Source organism: Streptomyces albospinus (assembly GCF_014648695.1).
Lineage (GTDB): Bacteria > Actinomycetota > Actinomycetes > Streptomycetales > Streptomycetaceae > Streptomyces > Streptomyces albospinus.
This window is the reverse complement of the sequence record NZ_BMRP01000013.1, coordinates 206,687-226,851: the sequence shown is the minus strand read 5'-3', so window position 1 is coordinate 226,851 and position 20,165 is coordinate 206,687. Positions and strand designations below refer to the sequence as shown.

Annotated in this window: 17 protein-coding genes and 2 pseudogenes; 7 read left to right on the top strand and 12 right to left on the bottom strand. The window is 71.2% G+C overall.

Going from position 1 to position 20,165, the window contains the following annotated elements; genetic code table 11:
- A pseudogene (locus tag IEZ17_RS19960) lies at positions 1-570 on the bottom strand (NAD-dependent malic enzyme); the annotation flags it as partial.
- A gap of 63 nt (positions 571-633) precedes the next feature.
- Positions 634-2,034, bottom strand: coding sequence for an aspartate ammonia-lyase (aspA, locus tag IEZ17_RS19955; RefSeq protein WP_189301962.1), 1,401 nt, complete (start codon positions 2,032-2,034; stop codon positions 634-636).
- Positions 2,035-2,372: 338 nt separating this feature from the next.
- On the opposite strand from aspA, the gene IEZ17_RS19950 reads away from it, so the two are divergent.
- Complete coding sequence (locus IEZ17_RS19950) at positions 2,373-3,287, top strand: LysR family transcriptional regulator (RefSeq protein ID WP_189301961.1); 915 nt, start codon at positions 2,373-2,375, stop codon at positions 3,285-3,287.
- A gap of 22 nt (positions 3,288-3,309) precedes the next feature.
- Here IEZ17_RS19950 and IEZ17_RS19945 read toward each other — a convergent pair whose 3' ends face one another.
- Complete coding sequence (locus tag IEZ17_RS19945) at positions 3,310-4,779, bottom strand: MFS transporter (protein ID WP_189301960.1); 1,470 nt, start codon at positions 4,777-4,779, stop codon at positions 3,310-3,312.
- Between the two features lie 24 nt (positions 4,780-4,803).
- Here IEZ17_RS19945 and IEZ17_RS19940 point away from each other — a divergent pair, with 24 nt between their 5' ends.
- Positions 4,804-5,259, top strand: coding sequence for a MerR family transcriptional regulator (locus IEZ17_RS19940; protein WP_189301959.1), 456 nt, complete (start codon positions 4,804-4,806; stop codon positions 5,257-5,259).
- A 26-nt stretch (positions 5,260-5,285) separates the two neighbouring features.
- Here the strand turns inward: IEZ17_RS19940 and IEZ17_RS19935 are convergent, their stop codons facing one another.
- Both IEZ17_RS19935 and IEZ17_RS19930 read right to left on the bottom strand, forming a co-directional pair.
- Positions 5,286-5,585, bottom strand: coding sequence for a hypothetical protein (locus IEZ17_RS19935; protein WP_189301958.1), 300 nt, complete (start codon positions 5,583-5,585; stop codon positions 5,286-5,288).
- Positions 5,586-5,832: 247 nt separating this feature from the next.
- Positions 5,833-6,057, bottom strand: coding sequence for a chaplin (locus IEZ17_RS19930; RefSeq protein ID WP_308427675.1), 225 nt, complete (start codon positions 6,055-6,057; stop codon positions 5,833-5,835).
- Between the two features lie 692 nt (positions 6,058-6,749).
- Here IEZ17_RS19930 and IEZ17_RS19925 point away from each other — a divergent pair.
- Both IEZ17_RS19925 and IEZ17_RS19920 read left to right on the top strand, forming a co-directional pair.
- A complete protein-coding gene (locus tag IEZ17_RS19925) occupies positions 6,750-9,686 on the top strand; it encodes an AfsR/SARP family transcriptional regulator (protein WP_189301956.1) in 2,937 nt (978 codons plus the stop codon).
- 138 nt (positions 9,687-9,824) lie between these two features.
- Positions 9,825-10,232 (top strand): RidA family protein, encoded by a 408-nt coding sequence (locus IEZ17_RS19920; protein WP_189301955.1) that lies wholly within the window; start codon positions 9,825-9,827, stop codon positions 10,230-10,232.
- A gap of 115 nt (positions 10,233-10,347) precedes the next feature.
- Here the strand turns inward: IEZ17_RS19920 and IEZ17_RS19915 are convergent.
- From IEZ17_RS19915 to IEZ17_RS19900, 4 genes and pseudogenes are all read right to left on the bottom strand, one after another.
- Positions 10,348-11,008: pseudogene (locus IEZ17_RS19915) on the bottom strand (nitroreductase family protein).
- Between the two features lie 307 nt (positions 11,009-11,315).
- Entirely contained in the window at positions 11,316-11,759 is a 444-nt protein-coding gene (locus tag IEZ17_RS19910) for a CBS domain-containing protein (RefSeq protein ID WP_189301954.1), read from the bottom strand.
- 347 nt (positions 11,760-12,106) lie between these two features.
- Positions 12,107-12,583, bottom strand: a complete 477-nt coding sequence (locus tag IEZ17_RS19905; RefSeq protein WP_189301953.1) for a (2Fe-2S)-binding protein — start codon at positions 12,581-12,583, stop codon at positions 12,107-12,109.
- Positions 12,584-12,635: 52 nt separating this feature from the next.
- Entirely contained in the window at positions 12,636-15,017 is a 2,382-nt protein-coding gene (locus IEZ17_RS19900; RefSeq protein ID WP_229852411.1) for a molybdopterin cofactor-binding domain-containing protein, read from the bottom strand.
- A 303-nt stretch (positions 15,018-15,320) separates the two neighbouring features.
- Here IEZ17_RS19900 and IEZ17_RS19895 point away from each other — a divergent pair, with 303 nt between their 5' ends.
- Both IEZ17_RS19895 and IEZ17_RS19890 read left to right on the top strand, forming a co-directional pair.
- A complete protein-coding gene (locus IEZ17_RS19895) occupies positions 15,321-15,518 on the top strand; it encodes an antitoxin (RefSeq protein WP_189301952.1) in 198 nt (65 codons plus the stop codon).
- Positions 15,519-15,787: 269 nt separating this feature from the next.
- A complete protein-coding gene (locus IEZ17_RS19890) occupies positions 15,788-17,308 on the top strand; it encodes a glycosyl hydrolase family 18 protein (protein ID WP_189301951.1) in 1,521 nt (506 codons plus the stop codon).
- Between the two features lie 63 nt (positions 17,309-17,371).
- Here the strand turns inward: IEZ17_RS19890 and IEZ17_RS19885 are convergent, their stop codons facing one another.
- The 3 genes from IEZ17_RS19885 to IEZ17_RS19875 form a co-directional block, all read right to left on the bottom strand.
- Complete coding sequence (locus IEZ17_RS19885) at positions 17,372-17,872, bottom strand: nucleoside deaminase (protein WP_189301950.1); 501 nt, start codon at positions 17,870-17,872, stop codon at positions 17,372-17,374.
- An 82-nt stretch (positions 17,873-17,954) separates the two neighbouring features.
- On the bottom strand, positions 17,955-18,425 hold the full coding sequence (cynS, locus tag IEZ17_RS19880) for a cyanase (protein WP_189301949.1): 471 nt from the start codon (positions 18,423-18,425) through the stop codon (positions 17,955-17,957).
- Positions 18,426-18,533: 108 nt separating this feature from the next.
- A complete protein-coding gene (locus IEZ17_RS19875; protein ID WP_189301948.1) occupies positions 18,534-19,118 on the bottom strand; it encodes a carbonic anhydrase in 585 nt (194 codons plus the stop codon).
- 125 nt (positions 19,119-19,243) lie between these two features.
- On the opposite strand from IEZ17_RS19875, the gene cynR reads away from it, so the two are divergent.
- On the top strand, positions 19,244-20,149 hold the full coding sequence (gene cynR, locus IEZ17_RS19870; RefSeq protein ID WP_189301945.1) for a transcriptional regulator CynR: 906 nt from the start codon (positions 19,244-19,246) through the stop codon (positions 20,147-20,149).
- Positions 20,150-20,165 lie beyond the last annotated feature (16 nt).

Genomic DNA, 20,165 nt, shown 5'->3' with positions numbered 1-20,165 from the left:
GTCCTGGGTGTCCAGGCAGATCGGCCAGGCATCGATCCCGGCGAAGCGCTTGAAGAGGGACGCCTTGCCCTCCATCACGGGCAGCGCCGCCTTCGGCCCGATGTTGCCCAGACCCAGCACCGCCGAGCCGTCGGTGACCACCGCGACGCTGTTGCGCTTGATCGTCAGCCGGCGGGCGTCCTCGGGGTTGTCGAAGATCGCCTGACAGACCCGCGCCACACCCGGGGTGTAGATCATCGACAGGTCGTCACGGTTGCGGATCGGATGCTTCGACGACATCTCGATCTTGCCACCGAGGTGCATCAGGAACGTACGGTCGGAGACCTTGCCCAGCGAGACACCCTCGATCCCGCTCAGCTCGGAGACGATCTCCTGCGCGTGCGCGGTCGAGGTCGCCGCGATCGTCACGTCGATCCGCAGCTTCTCATGGCCGGACGCGGTCACATCCAGACCCGTGACCGACCCACCCGAAGACTCCACGGCCGTGGTGAGCTGGCTGACAGCGGTGCCGCTCGCGGGAACTTCCAGTCGCACCGTCATCGAATACGAGACGCTAGGCGCCGTTGCCATGGCCGACTTCCTCTGCTGATGGGTAGGGGTGTTCATTGCTTCGAGCCCGGTCCGCACCGTGCGTCAGGCGGTGGTCCCGGCGATTTCCTCCGGGCGTAGCAGTGCGGTGAGGCGGTCTTCGGGCAGGAGCCCGTGTTCGAGGACGAGTTCGGCGACGCCGCGGCCGGTGGCGAGGGCTTCCTGGGCGATGGCGGTGGCGGCGGTGTAGCCGATGTGGGGGTTGAGCGCGGTCACCAGGCCGATGGAGTTCTGGACACTGGCGCGCAGCGCTTCGGTGTTGGCGGTGATGCCGGTGACGCAGCGTTGGGCGAGGGTGCGGCAGGCGGCTGCCAGGTGGGTGATGCTCTCCGAGAGGGAGTGCAGGATGATCGGTTCGAAGGCGTTGAGCTGGAGTTGGCCCGCCTCGGCGGCCATGGTGATGGTGACGTCGTTGCCGATGACTTCGAAGGCGACCTGGTTGACGACTTCGGGGATGACGGGGTTGACCTTGCCAGGCATGATGCTCGAACCCGCTTGTACCGGCGGCAGGTTGATCTCGGCGAGTCCGGCGCGTGGGCCGGAGGAGAGCAGTCGCAGGTCGTTGCAGCTCTTGGAGAGCTTGACGGCGATGCGTTTGAGGACGCCGGAGAGGTGGACGAAGGCTCCGCAGTCCTGAGTGGCCTCGACGAGGTTGGCAGCGGTGATCAGGGGCAGACCGGTGATGTCCTGGAGGTGGCGGCGGGCCGCTTCGGCGTAGCCGGTGGGGGCGTTGAGGCCGGTGCCGATGGCGGTGGCGCCGAGGTTGATCTCGTGCACGAGCAGGGCGGCTTCGGCGAGCCGGCTCTGGTCTTCTTCGAGCATGACGGCATAGGCGGAGAACTCCTGGCCCAGGGTCATGGGGACCGCGTCCTGGAGTTGGGTGCGGCCCATCTTGAGGATGTCGCGGAACTCGTCCGCCTTGGCGGCGAAGGCTTCGCGCAGCACGGTCATCGCGTCGAGCAGTTCGCGGACGGCGATGATCGTGGCCACCTTGACGGCCGTGGGGTAGACGTCGTTGGTGGACTGGCTGAGGTTGACGTGTTCGTTGGGGTGCAGGTGGGTGTAGTCGCCCTTGTCGTGGCCCAGCAGTTCCAGCGCCCGGTTGGCGATGACCTCGTTGGCGTTCATGTTGGACGAGGTGCCGGCGCCGCCCTGGATGACGTCGACGACGAACTGGTCGTGCAGCCGGCCCTCCCGGATCTCCCGGCAGGCGGTGACGATCGCCTCGGCCTTCTCGGGCGCAAGCAGCCCCAGCTCGGCGTTGGCGCCGGCCGCGGCTTCCTTCACCGCGGCGAGCGCGTCGATCAGATGCGGGTACCCGGAGATCGCCGTACCCGTGATGGGGAAGTTCTCCACGGCGCGCAGGGTGTGCACGCCCCAGTACGCGTCGGCGGGCACGTCCCGGTCGCCGAGCAGGTCGTGTTCCCGGCGGTCACCGGCAGTCATGGACACAGCAGATTCCTTGGTGAGGAGGCGATGAGGTTCCAGCGGAGCAGCGGAGGGCGAGAGCCCCGGGGCGAGCGCGGACCGCACGCTGCGGATACCGGACGACCACGCCGCGGTCACCGGACGACCACGCTGCGCGATGGCCGTACCGCGACAACCGCCGCATCCTTCCCGGATCCGTAACGGACCGCACCCCACCGGACAGCCTCTGGCTGCGCCGGCCGCTTCGCAGGTGACCACTTTGTCGCGCCGCCCCTGTGAAGTCCATCGCTGTTTTCCGATGCTGTCTGTGAAGCTCTACTTCACAGGGGCGTTGTTCGTCTGGTGTACTGCCTGATGTGATCGATCCACGCAGGCTCCGGGTGCTGCGGGCGCTGGCCGACCACGGCACCGTCACCGCCGCCGCACACGCTCTCTACCTGTCCCCGTCAGCGGCTTCGCAGCAGCTCGCCGCGCTGGAGGCGGAGGTCGGTCACGCCCTGTTGGAGCGGCGCGGCCGTACCGTCCGGCTGACCCCGACCGGCACCGTGCTGGCCGATCACGCGACGAGGATCGCCGCACAGCTGGAGCAGGCGGAGGCCGATATGGCCGCCTGCTCGGCGGGCCTGGCGGGCGAGGTGACCATCGCCGCCTTTGCGAGTTCGATCACCGAAGTGGTGGCCCCGGCGATGGCGGCGCTGCGGGAACGCGCGCCGCAGGTGCGGATCCGGGTGAAGGACGCCGAGGGGCACGCGAGCCGACGTCTCCTGATCGACGGCGTGGTCGACATCGCCCTGGCGGTGGAACACCGGGACTCCCCCGGCCACAGCGGCGAGCAGCTGCTGCGCGAGCCGCTGTACGCAGAACCCTTCGATGTCGTGCTGCCGTCCGGTCATCCGCTGGCCGGCGCCCCCGGGGTGGACCTGTCCGACCTCGGCGAGGAGCCGTGGATCACGCCGTGGCCCGGCAACCCGGTGCATGATGTCGTGCTGCGCGCCTGCGAGGAGGCTCGTCTCCAGCCTCGCGTGGAGTGCCTGGCCGACGACTCCCGAGCCGTGTGTGCGCTGGTCGCCGCGGGTGCGGGCGTGGCGCTGGTGCCCCGTTCGGCGCTCCACGGCATCGCGTTCGGCGGCGTCGTCATCCGCCCGGTCAGCGGCGCCCATCGTCCGACCCGGCGGGTTTTCACCGCCGTTCGACGCGGCAGCGAAGGGCATCCGCTGGTACGGCTGGCGCTGAGCGAACTGCGTAACCAGGGCGCCGCCCTCGGCTCCTGACCGTTGCCGTACTGCTCGCCGGTCACCGGCGGCCGGCAGGGGCCGTTCGGAGATCCGCGCCGCGGTCCACCTCCTCGAACATCGCCGCCGCTCGCACCGCGCTGTCCAAGGACCGGCGCCCGGTGCTGAGCAGTCCCACGCCCACGATGCCCAGGCCCAGCCCGAGCACCATCCCCCACACACCGTGCGCCGCGTCCATGAATCCCGTACCGCCGCGGGTCACGGTCGGTCCCACGATCGTTCCGGAGATCGCGACGCCCAGCGTGGTGCCGGTCTGGCGGCCGGCGGAGGCCAAGGAGGTGGCCACCCCGGCCATCGAACGAGGCATTCCGGAGACCGCGGTGTTGGTGATCGGCGGGTTGACGGTGCCCAGGAAGATGCCGAACAGCAGGTAGATCGCGAGCACGGTCGGCAGCGGGGTGGCCGGTCGGAGCCAGAGCGACGCGCCGCCGCCCAGGGCCAGCGCTCCCCCGGCGAGCACCAGCGGCAGCCTGGGACCGCGCGCGCCGACCAGCCGGCCGGTGAACGGGGAGAGCGCGATCACCAGCGCTCCGACCGGGAGCAGGCACAGCCCGGCCGTGAGTGCGGACATGCCGCGCACGTCCTGGAGGTACTGGGTGGTGACGAACAGGAACGCGCCGAACCCGCACAGCGCGAAGAGCGCCATCAGGAGCGCCGAACTGAACGGCACGCTGCGGAACAGGCGCAGTTCCAGCAGCGGGTCGACACGGCGTGGTTCGTAGACGAGGATGCCCAGCACGCCGAGCAGGGCCACGGCGAGCAGTCCCAGGATGACCGGCGAAGTCCAGCCCCACTGCCGGGACTCGATGATCGCGAAGACGGCGCTCCCCAGGACCAGCACCATCAAGGTCTGGCCCACCGGGTCGAACCGGCGCGCCCGGGCGGCGCGCGACTCGGGCACGAACAGCGCGGTGCACACGACCGCGGCGGCCACGATCGGCACATTGATCCAGAAGACGGCGTGCCAGCCGAAGCCGTCGACCAGCGCACCGCCGAGGATCGGCCCCAACGCCAGCGCCAAGCCGCTCATCGAGCCGAACACGCCGATGGCCCTGGCCCGTTCGGCCGGCTGCGGAAACGTCGTGGCGACGATCGCCATCGCCACCGGGTTGAGCATCGTGCCGCCGACGGCCTGCAACGCACGCGCCGCGATCAGCCAGTTGACGTTCGGCGCAAGGCCGCACAGCAGCGAGCCGAGTCCGAAGGCGGCCAGGCCGACCTGGAAGACGCGCCGGCGGCCGACCCGGTCAGCGGTGGATCCCGCCAGTACCAGAAAGCCGGCCAGCACCAGGGTGTAGGCGTCGACCGTCCACTGGAGGCCGGACTCCGAGGCGTGCAGATCGCGACGGATCAACGGCAGCGCGATGTTGACGATGGAGATGTCCATCACCACGACGACCACGCTGGCGCAGCAGATCGCGAGAACAAGGAGCCGGCGGCGAGGGCTGAGGAAAGGCAGGTGTTCGGGCATGGCCGGGACGCTAGGTTTTAGACCATGGTCGAAGTCAACCGACAGCTGCCCGACGCCGTTCCCGCGAGCGGGCTGAGCATCGCCGACGCCGCTCGCCGCACCGGAGTCAGCGCGCACACCCTGCGGTACTACGAGCGCGCCGGCCTGGTCGTCACCCCGGTCGACCGCACCCACGGCGGCCGGCGCCGCTATCACCGACTCGACCTGGAGTGGATCGCCGTCTGCACCAGGCTGCGGGCAACCGGCATGCCCATCAAGGGCATCCGCCGCTACGCCGAACTCGTCGCGGCAGGCCGGGGCAACGAAGACGAGCGACTGGACCTGCTCGAATCGCATCGCGACGAGGTGCTCGCCCGGCTCGCCGCATGCCAGGAGAACCTGAGACTCATCTCCCACAAGATCGACGTCTACCGGGGCCGGCTCGCCGCAGGCGACGCCGACCAGCTGTGGGCGCCCAACCGCGCCACAGACACCCACTGAGCGATCCCCGCCCAACGGGCCGGAAATCAGAGGCCCTTGCCCGGCTTTCCGTAATGCACCAAGGCACCGGACGCCGAGGCCCCGTGCGGCGCGGGCCACCGCCTCCCGATCTCGCGCCGGTCGCCACGCAGATGGTGCCGGGTGCTCCGGCCGGGCTGCTGTTCGGCGGCACACACCAGATCAACGGAATCATCGTCGCCGGCATGCACCCGTAGTGCGGTCTCCTCATCCGGGGACGCGCCTTGGACAGCGCAGGGCTCCGATTCGAGCACGGCAAGGCCTGCCGCACCGACCGGGCGACGCTCAACCTTGGAGAGCCGCGCCACAGCATGAGCATGCCCCTGTAACCCCCGGGGCAGAAAGAGAGGCCGCCCAGGAACGTCTCCAGGCGGCCTTGCCCCATTCACAGCTCCCGCCCAGCCCCGGAGCGCCGCTCGCGATATCACGTGCGGGCCGAGACGGAGACGGGTCGTGTCCCCACACGCCCGATCATTCGGGAAACAGCGGGAACGACAGTCACTTGCGGACAGCAGAAACGAGAAGACCCCGACCCATGGTGCTCGGGGTCCGCTCTCAGTCCTCCTCGCCGCCGTGGTGGTGCCGGTGGTGCTTCTCGTGCTCGTGCTTCTCGGCGTTGATGCAGTGGTTCCCGAAGGCCGGGTTCAGGAGGGCGATGAAGTTGCCGGTGTTGCCGCAGAAGTTGAACGGCATGTGGAACGGCATCTGCACGAGGTTGCCGGACATGAAGCCCGGGGAGCCGACTGCGGCGCCGCCCGCGCCGGCGCTGGCTGAAGCCACCCCCGCCGCACCTGTGATAGCCATCCCTGTAGCGGCAGTCACCAGGAGCGCTTTCGCGATACGCGACATGCTTTCCAGTCCTTTCACGGATGAACGTCAGATCACGCGCTCTGCCCACGAGATGCAGCAGAGGTTCTGACCAACGGGCGGGTGCCCCATATGTCACGCAATGCCCCCCGGATAGACGAATGCGCGGGCGCATTGCGGCCCCGGCGTCGCCCCTCACCAAGGCGGTTGAGCGTACCGACTGTCCGTCGGCTCCCCCGCCTCGGTTCCTGTGCGTTGGCGTGAACTCGCAGGACGGGGGTGGCGGTGTCCGTACCGTCGGCGGCAGCCGGTCTCCGCTTCACGAAGGCGGGCGACCAGGCCCTCGGGGCCGCGGGGGAACGCCTCGGTCCAGGTGGCGACTCTACGGTGGCCGACGTGGTGAGTTCGCGGTGGCAGGTGCCAACGAGTGGGACGGGGCGCCCGGTTGGCGGGGCCCTCGGCTTCGTCGGAGGAGTGGTGGGGCCATGCGGTGGGGTCAATGCGCCGGTGCGCCGTGGGGTGGGGGATGTACGCCGTGCCCGGTGGCTCTCTTCATGCGCCGTTGCCCTGCTCACGGGTGTTACCCGGTGCTGACTTGCCAACCCTTGTGAAAGACGCTGGAATGCCGATGAAATCTCGATGATGCGCGGACCGGAGGCTTCGGGATGGACGGGGGTTCTCCGCAGCCGCTTCAGATTGCGGTGCTGGGGCCGGTGCGGGCCTGGCGGGACGGGACGCCGCTGGACCTGGGTCCGGTACGGCGGCAGGCGGTGCTGGCGGCGCTGGTGCTGCGTTCCGGCATGCTGGTCAGCCATGAGCAGCTGCTCGACGACGTATGGGGTGCACAGCCGCCGGGGTCCGGTCGCCGGGTGCTGCCGAGCTATGTCTACCAGCTGCGGAAGGCGCTCGACGCGGCAGGCGCCGGACTGTCCGGGTCGGTGATCCGCAGCGGCCGGGACGGGTACCGCTTCGTCAGGGACGGGGCGCGGCTCGACGTCGCGGAGCTGGCCGGGCGGCTCGGCGAAGCTCAACGCGCGCGGGCATCCGGTGACCTGGCCGCCGCACTGGACGGGTCCTCCGCGGCGTGCACCCTGTTCAGGGGCGAGCCGCTGGCCGGGCTGCCGGGGCCGTTCGCGCAGGGCGAGCGGCAGCGGCTGGCGCAGCGGCAGCGCACGGTGCGACAGGAGAGGCTGGAATGCCTGGTGCGTCTCGGCCGGTCCCCCGATGCCCTGGACGACCTCGCGGCGCTGTCCGCGTCCGAGCCGTACGACGAGTCGCTGGCGGCGCTGTGGATGCGTGCCCTGTACGGCAGCGGGCGCCAGGCGGCGGCGCTCAGCGCCTATCAGGACCTGCGCGGGCGGCTGCGTGACGAGCTCGGGGTCGATCCCGGCACGGAACTCCGCCGGGTGCACCAGGCGGTGCTGCGCCGGGATGACGAGCAGCTCCTCGGCCCGGCGGCGGCACGACCTGCCGCCGTCCCGTCCGGGCCGCGGCCCCGGCGCGTGAACGAACTGCCCGGCGACATCGGCCGCCTCGTGGGGAGGGAGCGCGAACTGGCGCTGCTGACCGCGTCCTTGCCGCCCGAATCCGTGTCGATCGTGACGGTGGACGGCACCGCCGGCGTCGGCAAGACCGCGCTCGTCATCCACGCGGCCCGCAGGATTTCCGCCCATTACCCGGACGGCTGCCTGTTCGTGGACCTGCGCGCCCACGGCACGGGGCGGCAGCACGTCCCGCCGCAGCGCGTGCTGCGGCGGTTGCTGCGTGCCGTCGGCGCGGCCGACAGCGAGGTGCCCGACGACCTCGACGAACTCACCGGCGCCTGGCGGGCCGCGACCGGTTCACTGCGGCTGCTCCTCGTGGTGGACGACGCGCTCGACGCGCAGCAGATCGTGCCCCTGCTGCCCGCCGGTCCGGGCAGCACGGTGCTGGTGGCCGGCCGGCGGCGGCTGACCGGGCTGGACGCCGATCGGCGGGTCACCCTTGAGCCGCTGGAGGCCGCCGAGGGGCTGTCCCTGCTCAGGCACATCGTCGGGGAGGAGCGCGCGGACCGGGAGCCGGAAGCGACGCGTGCGCTGGTCCGGCTGTGCGACGGGCTGCCGCTGGCCCTGCGTATCGCCGGGGCGCGGCTCCAGACCCGCCCTGCGTGGACGCTCGCGTACCTGGTGGACCGGATGGCGGGCGACGAGCACCGGCTCGGCGAACTGAGTACCGGCGACCGCAGCGTGGAGGCGGCCTTCCGCCTGTCGTACGACCAGCTCACGCCGCGGCAGCAGCACGGATTCCGTGCCCTGGGCCTGTCACCGACGGTCGAGTTCGACCCGCGGACGCCGGCGGCCATGCTGGGTCGGTCCGCCCGCGAGGCCGAGCAGATCCTGGAAAGCCTGGTCGACGCGAGCCTGGTGCAGCAGCCGCGTCCTGGCCGGTACCGATTGCACGATCTGGTCCGGGTGCATGCGCGCCGGCTCGCGGAAGCCGCACCCGCCGAAGCCGAGGCGGCGCGCACCGCCGCGCTCCGCCTCTATCTGGACGCGGGCCGGACCACCAGCGACTGGGGACCGGCCGGATTCCCCACCGGGCCGCAGTCGGCCGAGTCGGCGTTCACGGGCTGGCAGGACGCGGACGGCTGGCTGGACTCTTCCGGCGCGGAACTCGTCGATGTCGTCGGGTATGCCGCGGCGCTCGGCGAGGCCGACTACGCGTGCCGGCTCGCCGAGGCGCTGAGCGACTACTTCGTACGCCACGGCCGCTACCACGAGTGCCGGACGGCCCTGGAGATCGCGCTCGCGCACGCGGACGGGGCCGGCGACCGGCGGATGGCCGCCGCCGTGCGGAGCTGCCTGGGCATCACCGAGATCCACCAGGGCCACTACGCCGAGGGGCACGCGTGGTTCGCCGAGGCACTGCGCCTCAGCCGCCACCACGCCGACCCGCGTGAAGAGGCGCGGGCCCGTAGCGGGCTGGGCGCTGCCGAGATGAACCTGGGCCGGGCCGAGCAGGCGATGTCCCATCTCACCGCTGCGGTGGAGCTGGCCCAGCGGCTCGGTGACGACTGGCTCGCGGCGATGGGGCTCTGCCTCCTCGGCTCCGTCCACCGCGTCCAGGGGCGGTCCGACGAGGCGCTGGCCTGCTTCGCCGACGCCCGGGCCCACGCCGAGAAGAACGGCCGGCCCCGCATGATCAGCAGAGTCCTGGCCTGCGCCGCCGATGTGCACCTCGACCTCGGCCACCACACCGAAGCCAGGACCCTGTTCCGCCATGCGGCCGACCTCGTTCAGCAGGTCGGGGACGTCCTCCTGCACAGCGTCACCCTGACCCGGCTGGGCTCGGCGGAGCAGAACGCCGGCAACCTGAGCGCTGCCATGGCCCTCCACCACCAGGCCCTCGCCCGGCACCGGTTGCTGTCCCCACTCACCGAACCGCAGTGCGACCGGCTGGAGATGGACATCCGCTACCGGCTGGGCCGCGCCTACGTCGCGGCGGGCCGCGTCGCCGAGGCACGCGAGCAGTTCCGGACGGCGCTCGCGGTGCCCGGAGCCGACGGGCACCCCGAGGAGCGCGCGCTGGCCATCGCGGCGCTCAACGAGTGTCCGGAATGCTGAGCTTGCCGATCCGCGTGCGTCGATCGGCTCCGGCAGCCCGTGGGCGCGGGAGCCGACCGCCGGGAAACCGGGTCGCCCGCGGGGGCGGCCTTTGAGAGGGTCGTGGGCGCATCCGCAACCCCCGCGATAGGAATGCCCGTGCCGCGTACCGTCACACTGATCCGCTCCGCTTCCCTGTCCGATGCCGCCGAGTACGCCTACGCGGCCACGGCCCCGGCCGAGTCACGACTGGTCTTTCTCGCCGGAGCATGTCCGCTGAACGAGGACGGCTCCACTGCGGCCGTCGGGGATGTGGCCGGGCAGGCGGCCAAGGCCGTGGAGAACATGCGGACCGCTCTGGCGGACTCCGGTGCGTCGCTGCACGATGTCCTCAGCACCCGTGTCCTCGTCGCCTCCCAGCGGCGGGAGGACCTGGTGACGGCGTGGGAGGTGGTCCGGGACGCGTTCGGCGACCACGACGTACCCAGCACGCTGATGGGTGTCACGGTCCTCGGCTATCGCGACCAACTCGTGGAGATCGAAGCCGTCGCCGCCGTGCTCGACTGACTCCGCCGTGCTCGACCGCCTCCTGAGCCGGCGGAACGTCCCCGTACGGGCAACCCGCCGTCCTGCACCCGCACTTCGGGCGGCAGGCGGCGAGCCGCCGCTCGCTCTCCTCCGCTCACGATGTGATCGTCAGGACCTCGTCCACCGGTCGGCGCGGGGTGCGCGGGCCCTGGGGGCCGTAGCCGAGGCGGAGGATCATCTGGACGTAGCCGGTGCCGGAGAGCGGGTCGCGCAGCAGCCGGCGCAGGTCGGGCCATTCCAGGGGCTGGGTCGCGAAGGAGCCGGCGAGTCCCTGGCGGGTGGCGAGGAGCAGCACGCGTTGGAGTGCCTGGCCGGCGCGGAGCCAGTCGGCGGGGCCGTCGCGGGTGGTGCTGAGGGAGGCCAGTTGCGGCCGTTTCTCGAAGTCCGCGTAGGCACGGCCGGGGACCGCACGCCGGCCGGCGAAGTCCCGTACCGGAGCCGCGCCACCGCGCTTGGCGGGACCGAAGGCGTGGTCGGGGATCCCGTCGTCGGGCGGTCGTCGCCGTGCGGTGGCCGGCGTGCGCGGCGGCGGCGCGCAGGTTCAGCAGGGCCGCGCCGCAGCCGAGGTGCAGCCCCCGGGTGGTGGGGTCGGCCAGCGGCATCGCGCGATCCAGGTCGGCGGAGAGAAGCATGGTGCACGACGCCCGGGAGTAGGCGAAGTGCCACGGCTGGGCGTTGTGCATCGAGGGCGCGGCGGCGGCATCGGCCACCAGCGACGTGACGGCCGTGTCGTCGAGGGTGGGGTGGGTGAGCACCGGGAGCCTCCCGGGCGGATCGGTCCGTACCGGAACGGGCACGGTCGGTGAATCGGCAGGGTCGGCGGAGTCGGCGGGATCGGTGGAACCGGCAGGGTCTCTTCAGCGTGGCGGGAGGCCGGGGGTGGTGTCAGGGGCCATAGGTCCCTGGGCCGCAGGCCGGTCGGCCTTCGGGGACGAACGGCCCACAACCGCCGTCGGGTCGCGCCTGCCGACGGCACGGGGCGGGGCTCGGGCACGTCGGGGCCCGACCTGCTCCCGCAGCGCGTCGTGGCACCCACCCCGGACGTGACGCGCCGGATCTCCGTCACCGAGCCTGCGCGGTCCTGCTCGGCGGCTCCGCCAGCACGCACCACGACACCGCGCCGAGCAGGTCGGACAGCCGCCGGGAGACATCCATCAGCAGGTCGTCCAGTGCCACCACGCCCACCAGCCGTCCCTTGTCCAGGACAGGGAGCCGGCGGACGGCCGAGCGGCGCATGGCCCGGTACGCGGCGTCCACGTCGTCGCCGGGGCGCACCGCGTGGACCGGCGCCGTCATCACCTCGCTGACCGGCGCGGCCGGGCTCCGTTCCGCGGCCAGCCCGCGCACGGTCAGGTCCCGGTCGGTGACCATGCCGAGAACCGCCTCGCCGGACAGCACCACCACGCACCCGACGCTGCGCTGCCGCATCAACCGCGCGGTCTCCAGCAGCGTGGCGTCGGAACGGATCGTGACCACCGGTGTGCGCATCACGTCGCGAACCTGCATGACGGACCTCCTCACCGGCTCGAACCCACTCTCCCGCGCAAGCCCGGACGGGGCTGTGGGCCGGTCGTCCCCGTCCGGGGCCGAAGGACCCATGGCCTTACGGGCCCCGGCCCGGGCAAGGGCCCCGGTCGCTCCTGGGATGGCGCAGGCAGTCTGGTCAGGTCCTTGCCGAGCACATGGATCTGGTTGCCCCGGAGATCACGAACTCCTCCGGATCGGGGAGGAAGTCGAGGGCGGGCTCCCCCGAGCCGCCGGTGAGGTGGAGCAGCAGGGTGTTGCGGGAGATGTGCCCGCGGGCGGCGTCGTAGTGCGGCGTGCCGCGGTGGCGGTGGAAGCGGGTCGCCGGGCTAGAAGTGCTTGGCTCCCTCCATGATGGCCTCGCGGATGCGGTGGTAGGTGCCGCAGCGGCAGACGTTGCGGATCTCGTCCAGATCGGCCTCGGTGATCTCGTGGCCGGCGGCGCGGGCCTGCTTGACCTTGGCGACCGCGGCCATGATCTGGCCGGGCTGGCAGTAGCCGCACTGGGCGACGTCGTACTCCAACCATGCCTCCTGCATCGGATGCAGGTCCTTGCCGACGGTGGCGGGCAGCCCCTCGATGGTGGTGATCTCGTCGTCCGGCCGGACGTTCCTGATCGGTACGGAACAGGGGTTGAACGCCTTGCCGTTGATGTGGCTGGTGCATGCCTGGCAGACGCCGAGGCCGCAGCCGTACTTCGGCCCGGTGACGCCCAGGACGTCGCGCAGCACCCACAGCAGCCGCACATCGTCCTCGACGTCCGCCGTGACGGGCTTGCCGTTGAGGATGAAGGTGTGTTCGGGCACGGTCGCTCCTTGCGCTCCAAATAGGCCGCTGTGGGCCGCTGCCAACAGGCCGCTAGTAGGCGCGGTCCAGGCCGTCGGTCGGCGATTGCGGGATCGGGGGGACGGTCGGCAGCGGCTCGAAGCCGAGCGGTCCTGAGTGGTTGACGGGAAACGTCGTGGGCATGGTGCCGGTGGCCGCGCCGTATGCGCAGGCGACCGCGGCCGAGGCGGCGCCGACTGCCAGCTCCCCCGCGCCGCCGGGTTTGCCGCTGGTCGGCGGCATGACCACGATCGTCAGCTCGGGCGGGGCGTTCCACTGGCGGGTGTAGAAGTAGTTGTCCCAGCTGCCCTCCAGGAACCTTCCGTCCTTGAGGTGCAGACCCGAGGTGAGCGTGATGGCGATGCCGTCCATGATTCCGCCCATCATCTGGGCCTCAAGGCCCTTGGGGTTGATGGCGAGGCCGACGTCCACGGCGCAGACGGCCTTGGTGACGCGTGGTCCGGTGCAGGCGTCGGGGAGGTGCCGTCCGGTGGTCTCCGGGCGGCAGTCGATCTCGGCGAGAACGGCGACCACTCCGTGGTATTCGGGGTGTACGGCGATGCCCTGCGCCACGCCGGCCGGCAACTTCCGTCCCCAGTCGCCGAGTTCCGCGACCTTGTCCAGTACGGCCCTGGCCCGGTCGTCCTTGATGAGCTGCCGGCGGAAGCGGAGGCGGTCCTTGCCCGTCTCGTCGGCGAGGCGGTCGATGATGAGTTCCTGAGCGCACCGGACGTTGGGCGAGTAGATGTTGCGCATGCTGCCGGTGTTGAAGCCCTTGTCCACCTCGTTGAGGAGCTGGGTGGTGACGCCGAGGTCGTAGGGCGACTGCTGGGTGAGCGTGAAGATGGTCTCGGAGAAGGTGAGATCGCCCACCGGCAGCTTGGCGGCCGACGCGGTGATGATCTCGCCCAGGCCGTGGCCGAAGTCGGTGGACACGGAGGTGTGCCGCTGCTCGTACGTGAGCACCTTGCCCAGCGCATACGTCGCCCGTACGCGCGAGGTGGCCATCGGATGCGTACGCCCCTGGCGGAACTCGTCGGTGCGGTGCCACATGAGCTTGACCGGCTTGCCCATCGCCTTGGAGATCTCGGCGGCTTCGAGCGCGGCGTCGGAGAACAGCTTGCGGCCGAACGAGCCGCCGCCTTCGGTGACATGCACCGTGACCGCACCCGGGAGCAGGCCCAGCTTCGCCGCGATGGCCTCCTGGGCGACGATCGGTGACTTCAGCGCCGCCCAGATCTCGGCCCGGTCCGACCGTACGTCGGCCACCGCGCAGTTGGGCTCCAGCGCGCTGTTGCTGGCGAAGTGGAAGGTGAAGGATCCCTCGACGGTCTTGGCGAGCGGGTCCAACCTCGGGACTGCCAGGGGGATTTCCGCCGCCTTCAGCTCCCGCAGGACCGTTTCGTCGGACGCCCCCTCCGCCGTCCCCGGGCCCCAGACGACCTGGAGCGCGCGCACCGCGTCGATGCACTGCCCGAAGGTCCGCGCGCGTACCGCCACGCCCGTCGAGATGGTCGCGACGTCGGTGACGCCCGGCATCGCCCGTACCGCCGCGAGGTTTCGTACGGACCGCACCGTGCCGTTGATCGTGGGCGGCCGGCACACCATGGCCGGCGAGGCGCCCGGCACGTGCAGGTCCATGGCGAACTTCTTGCGGCCCGTCACGCTCTCCAGCGCGTCGACGCGGTTGCGCGCGGTGCCGATGACCGAGAAGTCGGAGCGCGGTTTGAGATCGGCGGCCACCCGTACGGTCTTCCGGCTCGCGGCCTTCTCGGCGAGCGAGCCGTAGGTGGCGCTCCGGCCGTTCGGGGCGGTGATCACACCGGCCTTGCTGGTCAGCGTGGATATCTCGGCGCCGAGCAGATCGGCCGCGGCCTCCAGGAGGCGTTTCCTGGCGATCGCGGCGGCGACGCGGATCGGAGTGTACGTGGAGATGGTGGTGTTGGAGCCGCCGGTGAGCTGATTGAAGAGCAGCTCCGGGCGCGCGTCCGCGAGCGTGACGCGGATCCTGTCCAGCGGCAGGTCCAGCTCCTCGGCGATCAGCATCGCGGTGGAGGTGGTGATGCCCTGGCCCACCTCGGCGCGCGGCAGGGCGAACGAGGCCGTGCCGTCGGCGTGTACGTGGATGGTGATGAGGCCGGCCGTCGGCAGCGCCGCGTCCGTCAGCATGTCGTTGAGGTCGAACAGCTTGGAGAGCTCGGGGAGCGAGGCGTTCGCGGCGTGCGCCGGAGTGGTCCCGGCCGCGGCTTCGCCCAGTTGAGCGGCGACCGCGAGGGTCGGCGCCGCCAGGATGTAGCCGAGGAACCTCCGGCGGCCGATCCCGGCCTGGGCGCGCGGGGTACCTGGAGTGTCCTGGTCACTTGGGGCGGCGGCCTCGCCCTGCTCCTGCGGCAGACGATCGTGAACGTCCATCATCTGTCCTCTCACGGAGCATCGTTGATCGACCTACCGGATGGTAGCGAAAGCGTGCGCACGACAACACAGGGGGACGACGAGCCTTTTCGCGGAGCCCCAACAGCCCTCACCCAGGCGACTGTTGCCCATGTGCGGGAGGGATGAGCCGCGGCACGCGTGACGGGAGGGGTGAGCCCGCCGCTCCCGCCTCACGAGGTCGTGCCGCGCGGCTGTGGGCGAGGAAGGCCCGTGCGCCCCTGCGCCCCGTATCTCCGTGGGACCAGGTCCCTGACCAGGCAATTCACCGAAGGAGACGGACTGCGCATGTTTGACGCCCTCAAGAACCTCAAGGAGAAGGCCGAGGAGATCGCCGAGGCGCACGGCGACAAGATCTCCGGAGGACTGGAGAAGGTCGGCGACTTCATCGACGACAGGACCGACCACAAGCACAGCGACACGATCGACACCGCCGTCGACAAGGCTCAGGGCCTCGTCGAGAAGCTGGGCGAGAAGAAGGACTGACGGCCGGGGGTGCGCCGCCCTCGCCGAGGCGGGGCGGCAGCAGGGCGGCGGCCCTCAACTCCTCGCCGGGCAGGGAGCGTTGGCGGATATGTGGTCCAGCATGCCGTGAGAGTGCCGGGCAGGGCCATGACGACTCCTGACGCCTATTGGTCTAGTCCTACCCTGGTCCAGTCCATTGACATGCCCCTGCCTCCGGGGCTATCCCCTATCCCATACCGCTCTGCGCACAAGGGGAATCGGCGGTCAACCTCCTCACACCCTGGACAGACATGAGACACAGGCGCTCTCTCCGTTCCTTACTCACCGCTGCCGTCACCGCTGTGGCCACCGCCGGGCTCACCGCCCTGGGCGGTGGCGCCGCCCATGCGGCGACGCCGCTCCCGGCCCATGTGTTCGCTCCCTACTTCGAGTCGTGGACGGGCGAGAGCCCGGCCGCACTGTCCGCCCAATCCGGTGCCGAGCGCCTGACGATGGGGTTCGTCGCGACGGCCGCCAAGGGCTCCTGCACCGCCTACTGGAACGGCAGCCCCGATACGCCCATCTCCTCGGCCTCCTTCGGCAGCGACATCAAGACCATCCAGGCGAAGGGGGGTGATGTCATCCCGTCGTTCGGCGGGTACACCGCCGACTCCACCGGCACCGAGATCGCCGACAGCTGTTCCGACGCCGGCCAGATCGCCGCCGCGTACGAGAAGGTGATCACGACCTACGACGTCGCACGGCTCGACATGGACATCGAGGCCGATTCGCTGGACAACACCGCCGCTGTCGACCGGCGGAACAAGGCCATCAAGCTCGTCCAGGACTGGGCCGCGGCCAACGGGCGCACGGTCCAGATCTCCTACACCCTGCCGACGACGACCCACGGTCTCACCGACAGCGGACTCGCCGTGCTCCAGAACGCGGTGGACAACGGCGCACGGGTGGACGTCGCCAACATCATGACGTTCGACTACTACGACAACGCCACCCACGACATGGCCGACGACACCCGGACCGCGGCCCAGGGGCTCTACGACCAGATCAAGCCGCTCCACCCGGACAAGACCCCCGCCCAGCTGTGGGCCATGGTCGGCATCGTCGAGATGCCCGGTGTCGACGACTTCGGCCCCGCCGAGACCTTCAGTCCGGCCAACGCCACCGAGGTCTACAACTGGGCGCTCGCCAAAGGCATCGGCACCCTGTCCTTCTGGGCGCTGCAACGGGACAACGGCGGCTGCCCCGGCGGCCCGTCCGCCGACAACTGCTCCAGCATCCCGCAGAACACCTGGGACTTCACCCATGTCTTCGCGCCCTTCACCAGCGGCACCACGACCCCGTCCGACGACTTCTCGGTGACGGCCTCCCCCGCCGGGTCGGTGGCCGCGGGCGACCAGACCACCAGCACGGTGCACACCGCGGTCACGGCCGGCGCCGCCCAGAAGGTGGACCTCGCGGTCAGCGGCGCGCCCGCGGGTGTCACCGCCTCGCTGAGCCCGTCCTCGGTGACGGCGGGCGGCTCCGCCACGCTCACCGTGTCCACGACGTCGGCGGCGGCCCCCGGCACCTACCACCTCGGCGTCACCGGTACGACTCCCTCCGGCTCGCACACCACGGCCTACGACCTGACCGTCACCGGCGGAAGCGGCCACCCGTGCACGGCCACCCCGTGGGCCGGCGGCACGGTCTACACCGGCGGCCGGCAGGTCGCGTACAAGGGGCACAACTGGAAGGCCAAGTGGTGGACGACGGGCGAGGAGCCCGGCACCACCGGCGAGTGGGGCGTCTGGCAGGACCTCGGCGCCTGCTGACGCGCACCGCGCTCCGATGCCCGCCGCCGGACGGCCGGTCGAGGGCCGACCGGGCGGTGGGGGTCAGGAGGCAGTGGGCGTTCCGGCCACGCGGCGCTCGCCGCCGTTGCGCTGCTGCCAGAACCGGTACACCTCCACCGCGTCCGCCCGCGGTTCGTACCGCATCGGCAGCCGGCGCTCGTCCCAGTTCTTGGCGAACTCCGCGTAGAACGTGCCCAGTTCGAAGTACTTGCGGTCGTCGACGTAGTGGGGCTCGTAGGCCTCGCGGGTGGTGAGGAAGACGACCTCGTCCGGGGAGCAGTAGTACAGCGAGCCCAAGCACATCGGGCAGGGGTGGGCGAGGACGTAGATGGTGGTGCCGGTCAGATGCTCGGTGCCGAGGGTCCGGCACGCCTCGCGGACGGCGAGGATCTCCGCGTGGGCGGTGGGGTCGTTGGTCTGGGCGACCCTGTTCGGGCTCTCGGCCAGGATCCTGCCGTCCTTGACGATGACCGTCGCGAAGGGGCGTCCGCCTTCGGCGACGTTCTGGCGGGCGAGGTCGATGGTGCGCTGGATGAAGTCCATGACGAGCTCCTCGGAAAGTGCGGCGTGGGCAACGTAGTGGCGGGGCGGGCCGGCCGGCGGCCCGCCCCGCCGGTGGTGCGGATCAGAAGGGCCTGGTCGGCAGGTACTTGCCGTCCAGGGTGATGACGGCGCGCTCGCCGCCCTCGGGGTCGGCGACCTTCTTCACGTCCAGCCTGAAGTTGATCGCGCTGATGATGCCGTCGCCGAACTGCTCGTGGACCAGGGCCTTGAGGGTGGTGCCGTAGACCTGGAGCATCTCGTGGAAGCGGTAGATGGTCGGGTCGGTGGGGATGCCACCGGGGATCGAGCCGCGGGTGGGGATGGTCTGGAGCAGCGTCGCCGCGTCGTCGTCGAGGCCCAGCAGCTCGGCGACGGCCCGGGCGGACTCCTGCGGCAGGGCGTGCTGGCCCAGGACGGCGGCGGTGGTGAAGGCGGCCGAGAGACCGGCGGCGTCGGCGATCTGCTCCCAGGTGAGGTCCTTGCGCGTCTTGGCCTCGACCGCGGCGGCGGCCAGCGCCTGACGGGCGGCGGGGTCGAACTGAGCGTGCACCATGAGGTCGGGTGTCCTTTCGGTTGTGCCGGTACCGCGCGGAGGGCGGCCGGCGGGTCGGGGGCCCGGGCCACGCTGCTGCGGGCGCCGGGAGAACAGGGAGAACAGGAGTCAGGCGGCCGGCGCGGCGCCGGAGCCGTCGAGTCGTTCGACGCGACCGGTGGCGATGTCGAAGACCCAGCCGTGCAGCGCCACCGTCCGCTGCGCCAGGGCGCGGGCGACCGAGGGGTGGGTGGCCAGGTTCGACAGCTGGGCCCGTACGTTCTGCCGTACCAGTGCGGCCACGTCGCCGCCGGAGGTGCGGGCGCGGGCGGCGTCCGCGTACCGCAGCCAGCCGGCGACCGCCGGGACGGTGGTGAGGTCCTGGTCCTGGGCGAGGGCGGTCATCGCACCGCAGGCCGAGTGCCCGCACACCACGATGTCCGTCACCCCGAGCACGGAGACGGCGTACTCGATACCGGCCGCCACCGCGTCGGCGCCGGGGGCGTAGGCGGGGACGAGGTTGCCGGCGGTGCGGAGGACGAACAGCTCACCCGGCTCGCTCCCCGTGATCAGCTCGGGGACGACGCGGGCGTCGGAGCAGCCGATGAACAGCGTGTGCGGCGTGTGGTGGGTGGCCAGGTGGGCGAACAGGTCCTCCTTGGCCGGGAAGACATCCCGCTGGAAACCCGCGATGCCCGCGGCGAGGTCTGGCATGGGTCACTCCCTTCGGTGGCTGCCGACCCCCTCGGGACCGGCGAGCTCCACCCTGCATGACCTCGACCTATAGAGTCCAAGACGCAATATCAATGTCTGCTATTGATGACATCTATAGTGGGCTCATGGCTCTAGAACTGCGTCATCTGCGCTACCTGCTCACCGTGGCCGAGCACGGCAGCTTCACCCGCGCCGCCGAGGACCTGCACATCTCCCAGCCCACGCTCTCCCAGCAGGTCAGACAACTGGAACGCACACTGGGCACCCAGCTGCTGGACCGCTCCGGCCGCACCGTCCGGCTCACCGACGCCGGCGAGGCGTACGCCCACCACGCCCGGCGCGCGCTACGGGACCTCGCCGCCGCGGAGCGCGCGGTCCATGACGTGCAGGACCTCTCGCGCGGCCATCTGCGGCTCGCGATCACGCCCACGTTCACCGCCTACCTCGTCGGCCCGCTCACCGCCGCGCTCCACACCCGCCACCCCGGCATCACCCTGACCGTGCGGGAGACGACCCAGGACCGCATCGAAACCGGCCTGCTCGCCGACGACTTCGACCTCGGCATCGCCTTCCGGGGCCCCCACCTGCCGGGGATCGCGGCCACCGCGCTGTTCACCGAGACGCTCACCCTGGTCACCGGCACCGGCCACCCCGCGGACCGGCGCGGCCCGCTCCCCGTACGGGAGCTCGCCGATCGGCAACTCGCCCTCCTCAGTGGCGACTTCGCCACCCGCGGCCACATCGACGGCTATCTCGACCGGCACGGCGTCAGCCCCCGCATCACCGTGGAGGCCAACTCCATCCAGGCCCTCACCGAAATCGTCCAGTGCACCCCGCTCGTCACCGTCCTCCCCGACGCCATCACCCACGACCACCCCCACCTCACCCCGATCCCCCTCGACCCCGCCCTCCCCACCCGCACCGTCGCCCTGCTCCACCGCACCGACGCCTACCGAAGCGCCGCCACCCGCGCCTTCACCCGCATCACCCACGACCTCGTGCACACCCGCGGGTATGCGCCGGCCTCCTGAGCCCGCCCGCGCCGCG

Excerpts from the sequence above, each read along its gene's own strand:
- aspA (WP_189301962.1), bottom strand. The coding sequence starts at position 2,034 with ATGACTGCCGGTGACCGCCGGGAACACGACCTGCTCGGCGACCGGGAC.
- IEZ17_RS19945 (WP_189301960.1), bottom strand. The coding sequence starts at position 4,779 with ATGCCCGAACACCTGCCTTTCCTCAGCCCTCGCCGCCGGCTCCTTGTT.
- IEZ17_RS19940 (WP_189301959.1), top strand. The coding sequence starts at position 4,804 with ATGGTCGAAGTCAACCGACAGCTGCCCGACGCCGTTCCCGCGAGCGGG.
- IEZ17_RS19925 (WP_189301956.1), top strand. The coding sequence starts at position 6,750 with ATGGACGGGGGTTCTCCGCAGCCGCTTCAGATTGCGGTGCTGGGGCCG.
- IEZ17_RS19910 (WP_189301954.1), bottom strand. The coding sequence starts at position 11,759 with ATGCAGGTTCGCGACGTGATGCGCACACCGGTGGTCACGATCCGTTCC.
- IEZ17_RS19900 (WP_229852411.1), bottom strand. The coding sequence starts at position 15,017 with ATGATGGACGTTCACGATCGTCTGCCGCAGGAGCAGGGCGAGGCCGCC.
- IEZ17_RS19895 (WP_189301952.1), top strand. The coding sequence starts at position 15,321 with ATGTTTGACGCCCTCAAGAACCTCAAGGAGAAGGCCGAGGAGATCGCC.
- IEZ17_RS19890 (WP_189301951.1), top strand. The coding sequence starts at position 15,788 with ATGAGACACAGGCGCTCTCTCCGTTCCTTACTCACCGCTGCCGTCACC.
- IEZ17_RS19885 (WP_189301950.1), bottom strand. The coding sequence starts at position 17,872 with ATGGACTTCATCCAGCGCACCATCGACCTCGCCCGCCAGAACGTCGCC.
- cynS (WP_189301949.1), bottom strand. The coding sequence starts at position 18,425 with ATGGTGCACGCTCAGTTCGACCCCGCCGCCCGTCAGGCGCTGGCCGCC.
- IEZ17_RS19875 (WP_189301948.1), bottom strand. The coding sequence starts at position 19,118 with ATGCCAGACCTCGCCGCGGGCATCGCGGGTTTCCAGCGGGATGTCTTC.
- cynR (WP_189301945.1), top strand. The coding sequence starts at position 19,244 with ATGGCTCTAGAACTGCGTCATCTGCGCTACCTGCTCACCGTGGCCGAG.